General features: G+C 52.6%; 9 protein-coding genes. 4 read left to right on the top strand and 5 right to left on the bottom strand.

The window, feature by feature from the left end:
• Positions 1 to 43 precede the first annotated feature (43 nt).
• Entirely contained in the window at positions 44 to 1318 is a 1275-nt protein-coding gene (locus BMX58_RS05355) for an extracellular solute-binding protein (protein WP_068622980.1), read from the bottom strand.
• Between the two features lie 295 nt (positions 1319 to 1613).
• On the opposite strand from BMX58_RS05355, the gene BMX58_RS05360 reads away from it, so the two are divergent.
• The 3 genes from BMX58_RS05360 to BMX58_RS05370 are packed head-to-tail and all read left to right on the top strand — an operon-like array spanning position 1614 to position 6667.
• Positions 1614 to 3377: a glycoside hydrolase family 13 protein gene (locus BMX58_RS05360; protein WP_068622981.1), complete on the top strand. Its 1764-nt coding sequence runs from the start codon at positions 1614 to 1616 to the stop codon at positions 3375 to 3377.
• Between the two features lie 42 nt (positions 3378 to 3419).
• Positions 3420 to 5045 carry a glycoside hydrolase family 13 protein gene (locus BMX58_RS05365; RefSeq protein WP_068622982.1) on the top strand — a complete coding sequence of 542 codons (1626 nt, stop codon included), beginning with the start codon at positions 3420 to 3422 and terminating at the stop codon, positions 5043 to 5045.
• A complete protein-coding gene (locus BMX58_RS05370) occupies positions 5042 to 6667 on the top strand; it encodes a glycoside hydrolase family 13 protein (protein ID WP_068622983.1) in 1626 nt (541 codons plus the stop codon). Before BMX58_RS05365 ends, BMX58_RS05370 begins: the two co-directional genes overlap by 4 nt.
• 502 nt (positions 6668 to 7169) lie before the next feature.
• Here the strand turns inward: BMX58_RS05370 and BMX58_RS05375 are convergent.
• The gene (locus BMX58_RS05375) at positions 7170 to 8267 is read right to left on the bottom strand and encodes a DgaE family pyridoxal phosphate-dependent ammonia lyase (RefSeq protein WP_068622984.1); all 1098 of its coding nucleotides are present in this window, start codon (positions 8265 to 8267) and stop codon (positions 7170 to 7172) included.
• Positions 8268 to 8695: 428 nt separating this feature from the next.
• A complete protein-coding gene (locus tag BMX58_RS05380) occupies positions 8696 to 9379 on the bottom strand; it encodes an RraA family protein (protein ID WP_162268620.1) in 684 nt (227 codons plus the stop codon).
• Positions 9380 to 9623: 244 nt separating this feature from the next.
• Here BMX58_RS05380 and BMX58_RS05385 point away from each other — a divergent pair, with 244 nt between their 5' ends.
• A complete protein-coding gene (locus BMX58_RS05385) occupies positions 9624 to 10346 on the top strand; it encodes a Fic family protein (protein ID WP_068622985.1) in 723 nt (240 codons plus the stop codon).
• A 262-nt stretch (positions 10347 to 10608) separates the two neighbouring features.
• Here BMX58_RS05385 and BMX58_RS05390 read toward each other — a convergent pair whose 3' ends face one another.
• Both BMX58_RS05390 and BMX58_RS05395 read right to left on the bottom strand, forming a co-directional pair.
• Positions 10609 to 11781, bottom strand: coding sequence for an NAD(P)-dependent malic enzyme (locus tag BMX58_RS05390; RefSeq protein WP_068622986.1), 1173 nt, complete (start codon positions 11779 to 11781; stop codon positions 10609 to 10611).
• A 51-nt stretch (positions 11782 to 11832) separates the two neighbouring features.
• On the bottom strand, positions 11833 to 13131 hold the full coding sequence (locus tag BMX58_RS05395; protein WP_420855198.1) for a 2-hydroxycarboxylate transporter family protein: 1299 nt from the start codon (positions 13129 to 13131) through the stop codon (positions 11833 to 11835).
• Positions 13132 to 13188: the final 57 nt, after the last annotated feature.

The raw sequence follows: 13188 nt of genomic DNA on the forward strand, positions 1-13188 counted from the left end.
ACGAAAGATGCGTAATCTTTCGCCCTCCCTTTTTGTGTTTTTGTTATTCTTTTTCTTCCTTAGGTTCCGTTACTTTGGATGTGTCTTCGACCAGTTTGTCCAGTTTTTCCATGTATTCGTCTGCGGTGATGTTGCCTTTGTATGCATCATTGATGATGGCATCCATCGCTGGCCAGAACGAAACGATTTCCGGAACTTTAGGCATTACGACTGAATGAGTGGATTGGGACATTTCCATGACCGCTTTTGCTACAACATCTTCTTGCACTTCCGCATTTGCCTGAACGACTTTGTTTGATGGGATGACGCCCATTTCCTGGAATTCAGTCATTTGGGAAGTTTCATTGGACAGGTAGTTTGCCAAAGCCATGGATGCTAAAGGAGCATCTGTCTGTTGGTTGACCGCAAACAATTTGACTCCCAAGAAAGCTTTCATTTGAACTTCGCCGCTACCGAAATCGACTGTCGGATAAGCCGCAACGCCCATGTTCTCGCCCAAGGCTTTGATGACATCATTTTTGGACCAAGGACCGGAAAGGAACGCATCGGAAACGCCTGCTTCCAAGTTGGCCAAAGCTTCCGCGCCGGATTGGATCACGCCTGGATTGTTCTTTTGAGCTGCAATCCACGCAAGCACTTCAGCACCTTTTTCGCTGTTGAAGTCGGTTCCGCTTGGGTCTTCGCCGGTTTCACCGTACAAGTGCAGGCCGTTACTCATGAACAGCGGTCCAAAGATATAGTTGGCGCCGGCTTCAGCAAAGTTTGTGCCGATTTTGCCTTTTTCAGACAATGTCGTCCAACTCTTCACATCGTCTTCAGTCAGTTTCGCTTTGTTGTAGTAGAGAACTTGAGATTCAACGCCGTATGGGTAGCCGTAAAGCTCATCGTTCCACGTTACGCCTTCGACAGCCGATTCCACGTTATTTGCTTTTACTTCATCTGCATATTTTGTGTTCGGATATAACAGACCTGCTTCAGCCATTTGACCGACTTGGTCGTGCGGCATCATGAAAACGTCAGCCGCTGCTTTTGGATCTTTCGAGACATCTTTCTTTGCATCAGCTGAGCTTCCTGCTGCCACTTCAACCGTAACTTCAGGAAATTCTTTTTCAAACTCTGCTACAATCCCTTTGAAGACTTCCACGTGATCTGTGTCCACCCACAATTTGACGTCGCCTTCCACAACGACTTCTCCGGATGTGTTTTCAGCTGAGCCTGTATCGCTTGTATCAGCTGTGCCGCCGCATGCGCCCAAGATTAAAGCAGATGCTCCCAAGATTAAACCGCTTCCAAAATATCTTTTCCAATTTGTTCTCACTTGTGTGTCCCCCTTGAAATGAATTTCGATTACAGGTTTGATTATGCAACCGATTGCTTAAATAGTCAAGCTTTATTTCTCAAAAAAAGAATACGTTTTATTCCGACGAGCTGCCCGATTGCTTGTAAAAAGCTTGTTTATATAGGATTACCAAGGTTTTGCGATCATCCGAAGGTCAACGGACCGCATTTCCCTCTCTAAAAATAAAATGCAACCGATTGCTAAAAGTTCTTGCAACCGATTAGGCATTGTGCCACAATGTGGGAAAACAAAGAATAAAAGGAGCCGATTTTATATGAACACTTCCGCACTTTACCATCGCCCCGAGAGCGAATTCGCCTATCTGTATGACCATGAAACGATGCACGTCCGGCTGCGGACTGCCCGCGGAGACGTAAGGGAGATGGCCTTACTATACGGAGACCCTTATTTCCTGGACAAAGAAGAATGGTTCCGCAAACCGCTGCAGATGATCAAAACCCTTTCCACCGATCTGTACGATTATTGGTTCGTGGAAGTGAAGGCTCCCTTGAAGCGTTTGGCCTATGCATTCGCCTTGAAGGGCTTTGACGGCATTTCGGTCTTTTACGGCGATCACGGCGTTTATCCATTAGAGGAAGAATATTTGCGGATGCCGAACAATTATTTCCGGATGCCTTTCTTCCATGAAGTCGATCGCTTCAATACGCCGGAATGGGTCAAGGAAACCGTCTGGTATCAGATTTTCCCGGAGCGCTTTGCCAACGGGGATTCTAGTAATGATCCGGAAGGCACATTGGCTTGGGGATCGGCAGATCCCAGTCGGGAGAACTTCTTCGGGGGCGACCTGCAGGGGGTCATCGACAAGCTTGATTATCTGGAGGACCTGGGCATAAACGGCATCTATTTCTGTCCGATTTTTGAAGCGGCTTCCAACCACAAATACGACACAATCGATTACCTGAAGATCGATCCGGCCTTCGGTGACGCCGAAACATTCAGAAAACTCGTGGACGAATGCCACAAGCGCGGCATGAAAGTCATGCTGGATGCCGTCTTCAACCATATCGGCGATTCCTCGCCGCAATGGCAGGACGTCCTTAAAAATGGGGAAGATTCACAATACGTCGACTGGTTCCACATCAATGAGTTTCCGGTTTCCTACAAACGCGGCGAAAATTTTGAAGATGCCTACGACATCACCTACGATGTCTTTGCGGCCAATCCGCACATGCCGAAACTGAACACGGCCAATCCGGAAGTGCAGGATTATCTGCTGAACATCGCCCGTTATTGGATCGAAGCCTTCGATATCGATGCATGGCGCCTGGATGTCGCGAACGAAGTCGACCACGCGTTTTGGAAAAAATTCCGGATCGTCTGCGATGAAGCAAAAAAAGATTTCTATATTCTTGGTGAAATTTGGCATTCCTCCCAAAACTGGCTGCAGGGCGATGAATTCCATGCCGTCATGAACTACGCCTTCACCGATGCGATCATGGGCTACTTCGTGAAGAATGAACTATCCTTGAGTAAAATGGTGTCGGAAATGAACAACCAATTGATGCTCTACCGTGATCAGACGAACCAGATGCAGTTCAACATTTTGGATTCCCATGATACGCCGCGCCTGTTGACGGAGGCCAATGAGGACAAGGACATCATGAAACAAGCCATGGCCTTCACCTATATCCAGCCCGGCGTGCCTTGTCTATACTACGGGGACGAAATCGGCCTGACCGGCGGGATGGACCCGGATTGCCGTAAGTGCATGGTCTGGGAAGAAGACAAGCAGGACCGCGATCTGCACGCCTTCGTGAAGAAACTGAACGGCTTGCGCAGAACGCAGCAAAAAATCCTTTCGGAAGGAACCGTTTATTGGCGCCAGGTTTCCGAGGAATCGGGCGTGATCATCTTTGAGCGCATGCTCGGCGGCGAGGTCATCCGCGGTGCCTTCAACACCGGCGAACACGCGGCCCGGGTTGAGCTGATCGGCGATGCTTTGTTCGCAAATCTGGCGGACGTGTCGGACGGAGCTGTCGAATTGGAGCGCAAAGGTTTTGTGTTGATGAAAGAATAGCCCTGCATATTGAAGACAACAAACAAGAGATGAGGTTGCAGCATGGAAAAACATTGGTGGCAAGAGGTCGTCGTTTATCAGATCTATCCGCGGAGCTTCAAGGACAGCAACGGCGACGGCATCGGCGATATCGCCGGCATGACCGAAAAATTGGACTACTTGGAAAAATTGGGGATCGGGGCCATCTGGCTTTCGCCTGTCTACCAGTCGCCGAACGACGACAACGGGTATGACATTTCCGACTACGAAGCCATTCTCGATGAGTTCGGGACGATGGAGGAGATGGAGCATTTCATCGCGGAGGCCGGCAAGCGCAACATCAAAATCGTGATGGATCTGGTGGTCAACCACACTTCGGACGAGCATGCCTGGTTCGTCGAAGCCAAAAAAGGCAAGGACAATCCCTACCGCGACTATTACGTCTGGGCGGATCCGGCTGAAGATGGCGGCGTGCCGAACGGATTGGGATCGGCTTTCTCCGGCCCGGCCTGGGAATGGGATGAAAAGAGCGGTCAATATTACCTGCATCTTTTCAGTAAAAAACAGCCGGACCTGAACTGGCAGAACGAGCAGATGCGCCGGGACATCTACGCGATGATGAACCGCTGGATCGCGAAAGGCATCGGCGGCTTCCGCATGGACGTCATCGACCTGATCGGGAAGATCCCTGAAGAGGGCATCACCGGCAACGGCCCGCATCTGCATGAATTCCTGCAGGAAATGCACCGGGAAACATTCGGCGCCCACGACCTGCTGACCGTCGGCGAAACCTGGGGCGCGACCCCTGAGATCGCCAAACTGTATTCCGCTCCTGAACGCAACGAACTATCGATGGTTTTCCAATTCGAGCACATCGGCCTCGACCAGCAACTGGACGGCGAGAAATGGGATCTGCAGCCGATGCGAGTGGCCGAACTGAAACGGATTCTGGCGAAATGGCAGACCGAACTCGGCCACGACGGCTGGAATTCCTTGTTCTGGAACAACCACGATTTGCCGCGGATGCTTTCGCGTTGGGGCAACGATGGGGTTCACCGAATCGAGAGCGCCAAAATGCTGGCGATCCTGCTGCATATGCTGAAAGGCACGCCCTACATTTACCAGGGCGAGGAAATCGGCATGACCAACACGCCAATCGCTGACATCGCGGAAGCAAGGGACATCGAAACGCTCAATATGCACCGCGAACGCCTGGCGAAAGGCTATTCCGAAGCGGATATCCTGGCTTCGATCAACGCCAAAGGCCGCGACAACGCCCGCCGCCCGATGCAGTGGGACGCTTCCCTGCACGGCGGCTTCACGGCCGGCACGCCTTGGATCGGCGCGAATGAGAATTACGCGACCATCAATGCGGAAGCGGCGCTGGCCGATCCGGATTCGATTTTCTACACTTACCAAAAGCTGATCCGCCTGCGCAAGGAAAACCCGATCGTGGTCTGGGGCGATTTCGAGCTGGTCGATACGGTCGACGAGGTCATCAGCTATTACCGGGAGTACGCGGGCGAGCGCTGGCTGGTCGTCACCAACTTCTCCGATGCCGCGCAGCCGTTTTCGGTGGATGACGAAATAGTTGAAGTCATCATCCATAATTACGGAATGGCGCTCAGCGATCTGAAGGACCTGCAGCTGCTTCCATGGCAAGCCTTCGTGGTGAAGGTGACCGCATGAACGGATGGTGGAAAAATGCGGTAGGCTATCAGATTTACCCGCGGAGTTTCCGCGATGCCAACCACGACGGCATCGGCGATCTGCAGGGCATCATCGAAAAGCTGCCCTATCTGCAGTCGCTGGGCATCGATTTCATCTGGCTGAATCCCGTCTACGCTTCACCGAACGTCGATAACGGCTACGACATCTCCGATTACCAGGATATCCATCCCGATTTCGGGACGATGGCCGACTTCGCGGAACTGCTGGAAAAAGCCCATGCGGCAGGCATCAAGATCATCATGGATCTGGTCGTGAACCATACGAGCGATCAGCATCCCTGGTTTCTGGAAGCGAAAAAAGGCAAAGACAACCCGTACCGCGATTATTATTTATGGGCGGACGCCACCGAAAATAAAATGCCGAATGCTTGGCAAAGTTTCTTCGGCGGCTCGACCTGGACGTACGATGAAAATTCGGGCCAGGCCTACTTCCATGTCTTTGCGCCGGAACAGCCGGATCTGAACTGGAAAAACCCGCAAGTGCGGGAAGAAATCTGCCGGATGATCCGCTGGTGGCTGGATCTGGGGATCGACGGCTTCCGTTTGGATGCCATCAGCCATATCCAAAAAGAACCGTGGGATTTCAAAATCAGCGACAACCCCTGGGCTCCCTTCATGAATGTCGCGGGAATCGAAGTCTATATGCAAGAGCTGAAGGAAATTTTTGATGCCTACCCGATCATGACGGTCGGGGAAGCGAGCGGCGTTTCCAGCAAAAAAGCCGTGCACTGGACCAAAGAGGACGGCTATCTGAACATGATCTTCGAGCTGGAACACAACGTGCGCGAAGGACAGCCGGGCGCGGAACGGCTCAATCTGCTGGGCTTCAAAAAGGTGCTGTCCCGCTGGCAAAAGGACTTGGGATCGAACGGCTGGAACGCCCTCTACGTGGAGAACCATGATAATCCGCGGATCGCCTCGATCCTCGGGGACGAATCGCCGAAATCCGCCAAAGCGATCGCGACGATGTACATGCTGCTGAAAGGCACACCCTTCATCTATCAGGGCCAGGAGATCGGCATGACCAACTTCGCTTTCGAGTCGATGGAGCAAGTCGATGCCCAAGATTCGCACAACCTCTACCGACTGTTGTTGGACAGCGGCGCCTCGCCGGAGGAAGCGTTAAGGAACGTCACCCACTGGACCCGCGACCATTCGCGCACGCCGCTGCAGTGGGATGGCGGCATGTTCGGCGGCTTTTCCGAGCTGCTGCCCTGGATGGCGGTCAACTCCAACACCGCGCAGGTGAACATTTTTGATCAGGAAAAGGACGAGCAGTCCGTTTTGAATCACTACAAGGAATTGATCCAGCTGCGCAAGGAGCAGCCCTTCTTTGCCGACAGCGCCTTCGAACTGATCCTGAAAAACCATCCGCAAGTGTTCGCTTACCTGCGGAAAACCGACACAAAACAGGTGCTCGTGCTCACGAACATCAGCCGGAAACCTTGCCGGATCGACCTGCCGACGCGGGTGGCCAACAAAAACTGGCGGATGCTGTCGACGAATGCGGAGCAGGCGACGGTGGAGAAGCGGATCTGGATGCAGCCGTACGATGCTTGGGTGTTTGAGGCGATCGGCTGAAGCGATCGGTGTAGTGGCTATGGAGTGCCTGCCGGTGGACGGAGGTGAGCGGCCCGGAATCGGGGGGGAGCCTCAACTCCGGTGAAGCTCCGCCAACCGGAGGACGACGGTAACTTTTGCGTTCTCCTCCTGCGAGCCCGGCCTCGTCGGAGGACAACATTTATATGTGAGCCGATCTCCGGCGAAGCCTCCGTTCGCCGGAGGAGAGAGGGCGCGCGCCGCTGACCGGAGTTGAGCGATGGAAACGGCTGCCCTGCTCCGGTGAGGCTGCCGCCCGCCGGAGGACGACGGTAATTTTTGCACTCTCCTCCTGCGAGCCCGGCCTCATCGGAGCACAAGATTTTTATGTGGGCCGATCTCCGGCGCAGCCTCCGTTCGCCGGAGGAGAACGACCGCATACCGCATACCGCAAACACAAACAGCGAATGGACGCCCAGTCTGGGGCGATCCATTCGCTGTTATTTTGGTTTTGATGGTAATGTCCGCGGGAGTCCTTTTTTCCTTAGTCTTCCACTATTTCCCGCAATCGCTGCACAATCTTCGTCATTTCGGTCTGATCGACGGAACGGATATCAAACTCAATGATGCCGTTATTGGCCTGGTATTCGCGCGTATAGATCGCCGGATTCTGCGTTTTCAAATGTCGGATGACTTCTTTGGCACTGATTGCCCCGGTCACTTTGACACTGGCCCGATAGATTTCCCTGCCGGCACTGTCTTGCACAATGGTAGCCTGCAAAACGGGTATTTGGTTGACTGCTTCGATAAACGGAACCAAACGCGCCTTCATCGACTCGCCGCTTTCGCTGCCGTTAGCCAGATAATCCTCTACAGCTTGGGCGAAGCCCAGAATATTGTCTTTGCCGATCTTCATGGCCCGGCCGATCCCCTTGCCTTGCAGCCGCACCCATTCAACCGCGCTTTTTTTGCCGACGACCAAGGCGGCACTCGGACCTTCAATCGCTTTCGCACCCGAATAGATCACCAGGTCCGCGCCTGCTGCATAATAGCCGAACAGATCTTCTTCCGCTGCGGCATCGACGATTACCGGCAAGTCGTATTTCCGGGCGACAGCCACCATTTCTTCCACCGTCAGCATACTCTTTTGCACGCTGTGGTGACTTTTGATATAGAGGAGAGCCGCCGTATCCTCGGTGATCAGCATTTCCACGTGTTCCGGGGTGCACATGTTTGCGTATCCCGCTTCGATGACTTTGCCGCCGCCTTGAGCAACCATGACTTCGACCGGCGCACCGTAATCCACATTATGGCCTTTCGGCAAAATGATTTCCCGTTGCGTGATCTTTTCCGCATAAGGATGGTACGCATGAAATAAACTGCCTTTGCCGATGACCCCTGCCACGGATTGGGCGATGCCCGCCGAAGCCGAAGACACGACTTGAGCGTCTTCGGTTTTGAGCAGATCCGCCAAGTAAGCCCCGACTTTCACCGCCAAATCTTCCATCTCAAAAAAATGTTCGCCCCCAAATCGCTGGGCAGCCAGCACCGATTGTGATACTTTCGATACGCCCAAAATCGTCATCCGACCGGAAGCGTTGATTACTTCCTTCAAATCAAATTTTTCATAACTGACCGTCATCGCCTTGTCCCCCAGTAATCATTATTTGGATCGTTGGATTAATTGTTGCATCTGCTCGATTTCCTTCGCCAACCCAAAAAACGGGCTGCCGTAAGCTGATTCCTTCTATAATGTTATCCAACATCATCATACATCAGCGATTCGCTGATGTACAATCAACCCCAGTTCGACAGACCAGCAAGTTGACCGGAGTTGATTACCTGGATCGTGCGCCCTGCTCCGGTGAGGCTTCCGCCACCGGAGTACACCGGTAACTTTCGCTCTCTCCTCCTGCGAGCCCGTCCTCGTCGGAGCACAAGATTTTTATGTGGGCCGACCTCCGGCGTAGCCTCCGTTCGCCGGAGGAGAACGACCGCATACCGCATACCGCAAACACAAACAGCGAATGGCCGCCCGATCAAGGGCGGTCCATCCGCTGTTGTTTTGCTCTAGTAGCCCAAGCGGTTCAATTCCATCTCCAGGCTGGCCGGCACAATCTGTCCGGTTTCTTCGAATTTGGCGATCTGCGCTTCCATCTTGTCGACTTGTTCCTGCGCAGCTTCGATGATTTCCTCGGCATGCTCCAGCGGAATCACGACGACCCCATTGCGGTCGCCGACGATGATATCGCCAGGACGCACGGAAACGCCGCCGCAGGAAATCGGCACATTGACTTCGCCTTTCGCGCCCCTTGTGCTGCGGCCGCAGGTGTTAGCCCGGGCGTAGATCGGGAAGCCGATCGCTTCGTTTTCATCGATATCGCGGAAAGCCCCGTCGATCACGACGCCGGCAAGGCCGATCGCTTTGGCGACGCGGCTGCGGTTATCGCCCCAGACACCGTTGTTGCAGCTGCCTTTCGCATCGATGACGATAATGTCACCCGGTTGCGCGGCCTCAAGAGCTTTCGGCACGATCAGGCTGTCGCCGAGCATCAACTGCAGCGTGACGGCCGGACCGATGATTTTTTGCGTAGTCACCATCGGCTTGATCTGATAGTCCATCGCCCGGAAAACATCCATCCCGTCGCACAGCTCCGGCACAGTGAATTTGTTCAGTCTTTCCAGCAGTTCGGGTGTCGGCCTCGGAATCTCTGTGATGATTCTGAAACCCATTCGTTGATTGTTCTCCCTCATGGTCACGCCTCCATTTTTCATTTTGTCAAAAAATCAAATTATTTACTCAACTATATCAGATTAAGCGTCTTTTTGTATATTTGTACCATTATACCATTGTACCATTCTACCACTTTAACATTATGGGGGAGACGAACGGGTGAACATACTTGTTTTGTACCATTTTGATGGAGAAACGTTTGTACATCGAGATAGCATTTAGGTATGATAGTGTTGGGACACGAAGAAGAGGAGGCTGGGTTTTATGAGCGGATTTTTGAATGAAATACCACAAAACTATTTAGATGATATGTTAGTGCGTCTTGCCCACCACTCAGCAGGGATAGAAGGAAATACGATTTCGTTGCCGGCGACAGTCTCGATTATTTTGAATGGTACTCTCCCAATCAGTAGCGGGGCGACTGTGCGCGAATTTTATGAAATCGAAAACCATAAACATGCCTTTTCCAACATGCTGGATCATTTGGAGAGTAACGATACGCTCTCAGTATCCATCATCAAGGAGCTTCATGCCGATTTAACCGATCGGCTTCAATATGATAAAGGACAGTTCAAAAAGAACGAAAACCAGATTATAGGGGCAGAATTTCAAACTGATTCACCAGGAGAAACGCCATTTCTGGTCCAACAGTTGGTGGATAATCTGGAATATAGGCTGGAAAATGCAGCGATTGACGAAGTAAAATTAGAGGGAATTTTAGATACACATATTCAATTTGAGCGGATCCACCCATTCTCAGATGGTAACGGACGCACAGGACGTATGCTGATGAACTACTCTTTGCTGCAAGAGGGGTTCCCACCTCTGATTATCGAGAAAGAAGCAAAGGCAATTTATATAGAATTGCTGGCAAAGCAAGATTTAGGTGGGTTTATGTCTTTTGCCAAGGAAATATTAGCAAAAGAGAAGAAGCGCATGAAAGCATTTCAAAACATGGATCAAGAGCAAATCAAACTTGTTGAGTAACACGAGAGTGCGCCAACACTGCAAAAGAGAAGAAGGATGCCTGATCGAATCGGGCATCCTTCTTCTCTTTTTTCTGATCAGAACGTCCTCCTCCGGCTAACTGAGTTTACGCCGGAGGAGGGTTCACACATCAGATCTGTGCTCCGATGAGAACAGGTTCGCAGGAGGAGAGCGCGGAAAATACCGACGTTCTCCGGTGGCGGAACCCTTACCGGAGAAACGCACCAATCCTGCTGTTCAGCTCCGGTTAGCAGCGTACGTTTTACACAAGCACTTCTTCTTTTTTGACTGCATTCATGACGCTGGCGGCTACGATGTCGGCCACGCCCGGGGTGAAGACGTCCGGCATGATGTAGTCGACGTTCAGTTCCTCGTCACTGACGATGCTGGCGATGCCGCGTGCGGCCGCCAATTGCATTTCGATGGTGATGTCTTTGGCGCGCGCATCCAGGGCGCCGCGGAAGATCCCAGGGAAAGCGAGCACGTTGTTGATCTGATTCGGGAAGTCGCTGCGGCCGGTGCCGACAATGTAGGCGCCGCCTGCTTTGGCTTCATCCGGGAAGATTTCCGGCGTCGGGTTCGCCATCGCGAAGATGATCGGTTTTTCGTTCATCGTTGCGATCCATTCCTTCTTCAGGACGCCCGGCGCGGATACGCCGACGAATACATCCATCCCCACAACCGCATCCTCCAACGTGCCGGTCCGGAAACTGCGGTTCGTGACTTTGGAGATTTCCACATGGCGCTCGGCCAATTCAGGATCGGTTTCGGAAATGATGCCGGTGTGGTCCACGACCATCAGGTTCTTGACGCCGGCGGAAAGGAACATTTGGCTGATGGCGATCCCTGCGGCGCCGCCGCCGTTGATGACCACTTGGATCTCCTCGATTTTTTTGCCGGTCAGGCGCAACGCATTGTAGAGAGCAGCCAGCACGATGATCGCCGTGCCGTGTTGGTCATCATGGAAGACCGGGATATCCAGCATCTCTTTCAGGCGGCGTTCGATTTCGAAGCAGCGAGGCGCGCTGATGTCCTCTAGGTTGATGCCGCCGAAGGAAGGTGCGATGGCGGCGACGTGCGAAATGATCTCTTCGACATCCTGCGTATCCAGGGAAATCGGCACAGCGTCGACATTGCCGAAGCGTTTGAACAAGGCCGCTTTGCCTTCCATGACCGGGATCGCTGCTTCCGGTCCGATGTTGCCCAAGCCCAGGACAGCCGATCCGTCCGTCACGACAGCAACCAGGTTCTTTTTGGTTGTATAGGTGTAGACGTCATCTTTGTTGCCCGCGATTGCCATGCAGACGGCTGCGACACCCGGTGTGTAGGCGATGCTCAGGTCTTCCATCGTTTCGATCGGAACTTTCGAAATGACCTCCAGTTTACCGCCGAATTTTTTGCTGATTGCCAATGCTTTTTCTTTTACATCTGTCATAGTGAACACACTCTCTTTCTTCTAGTTTTTAGTTTTTGTATTTTTATGTTTTTAGAACAGGAAACGCAGTAAGGCTGTCATCGAAATGACGGTGATGGCGCCACCCAAACGTGTGGCTACTTGGGCAAACGGCATCAGGTTCATGCGGTTGGAAGCCGACAGGATGGCAACGTCGCCGGTTCCGCCCATACCGCTTTGGCAAGCCGTCACGATGGCTGCTTCGATCGGGTTCATGTTCATTTTGCCGCCGATGAAGAAACCGGTCAGGACAACTGTCAACACGACCGAGATCACGACCACGAAATACTGCCAAGAAAGCATGCCGACGACGTCCTTAAGCGGGATATACAACAAACCCAGGCCGACCATCAAAGGGAAAGTGAAGTTGCCGGAAACGAATTTGTACAGCTGTTTCGAACCTTTTTCGACGTCTTTAGGCAACAGGCTCAAGTATTTGATGCTTGCAGCGATGAGGATCATCAGCACCGGTCCAGGGAAGCCCGTCAATCTTTCCAAAAGTCCGCCGGCGATGAACAGTGTGCAGGCCGTCAGGACGCCGGCGCCCATCAATTTGATGTCCAGCGGGCTCTTGTCTTCCTGCATGGCATCAGCCATATCATCGTTGGCGCCGAATTTGATCAGTTGACCCTTGCCGCTTTTCTCAGGATATTTTTCGCCCAAACGGTTCAAAACACCGGAGCAGATGATCGCGAAGAAGTTGCCGATGATCGTTGCCGGAATCAGTTGGCCGACCAATTCCCCGCTCGGGATGCCGGTGATGGCGCTGTAGCCGAGCGACAATGGCAGAATGCCTTCGCCGATTCCGCCGGCGATGATCGGTGTCACAATGTAGAAGAGCGTATGCTCAAAGCCCAGTCCCAACAAAGTTCCCACTGAAGTTCCGACGATCAGAGCGGCGATCATCGCCACAGCCATCGGGATGATCATGCGGATCAAGCCTTGCACCAGAATCTTGCGGTGCATCCCCAGAATGCTCCCGCAGACGAGGCAGGCGATGTAGAAATACAGGAAGTTGGCTTGGCGCATCAGCATATTGGCTGCATCGAGCGTGTTTTGGTTGAATACATTCATGAATACCAGGATCGACGGCACCATCAGCGACAGGATGGCCGATCCGCCGAAGTTCTTCAGTCCCGGGATGCTGGCGCCGATCCTTCCCAACAGCCAACCCAAAGTCAAGATGACCGCGAAACCACCCAGCATGTTGACGGGCAATTCGCCCAGATACGCAGAAGCTATTATAATGGCTGACATCACGAGATAAGTCGGCAACGGGATTGCGCCTACCTTTGCATTCTTGAATCTGTCGAAAACCGTCAACTCCGAAATGCCCGGGAGCTGTTCCAGCTCCAATTCTTTTGTCGTGTCTCTCACTTTCCTTCTCCT

Origin of the sequence: Trichococcus ilyis (assembly GCF_900109135.1) — a bacterium.
Classification (GTDB): domain Bacteria; phylum Bacillota; class Bacilli; order Lactobacillales; family Aerococcaceae; genus Trichococcus; species Trichococcus ilyis.

Bases quoted from the DNA above. Each gene is read 5' to 3' on its own strand.
- BMX58_RS05360 (WP_068622981.1), top strand. From the start codon at position 1,614: ATGAACACTTCCGCACTTTACCATCGCCCCGAGAGCGAATTCGCCTAT.
- BMX58_RS05365 (WP_068622982.1), top strand. From the start codon at position 3,420: ATGGAAAAACATTGGTGGCAAGAGGTCGTCGTTTATCAGATCTATCCG.
- BMX58_RS05370 (WP_068622983.1), top strand. From the start codon at position 5,042: ATGAACGGATGGTGGAAAAATGCGGTAGGCTATCAGATTTACCCGCGG.
- BMX58_RS05375 (WP_068622984.1), bottom strand. From the start codon at position 8,267: ATGACGGTCAGTTATGAAAAATTTGATTTGAAGGAAGTAATCAACGCT.
- BMX58_RS05380 (WP_162268620.1), bottom strand. From the start codon at position 9,379: ATGAGGGAGAACAATCAACGAATGGGTTTCAGAATCATCACAGAGATT.
- BMX58_RS05385 (WP_068622985.1), top strand. From the start codon at position 9,624: ATGAGCGGATTTTTGAATGAAATACCACAAAACTATTTAGATGATATG.
- BMX58_RS05390 (WP_068622986.1), bottom strand. From the start codon at position 11,781: ATGACAGATGTAAAAGAAAAAGCATTGGCAATCAGCAAAAAATTCGGC.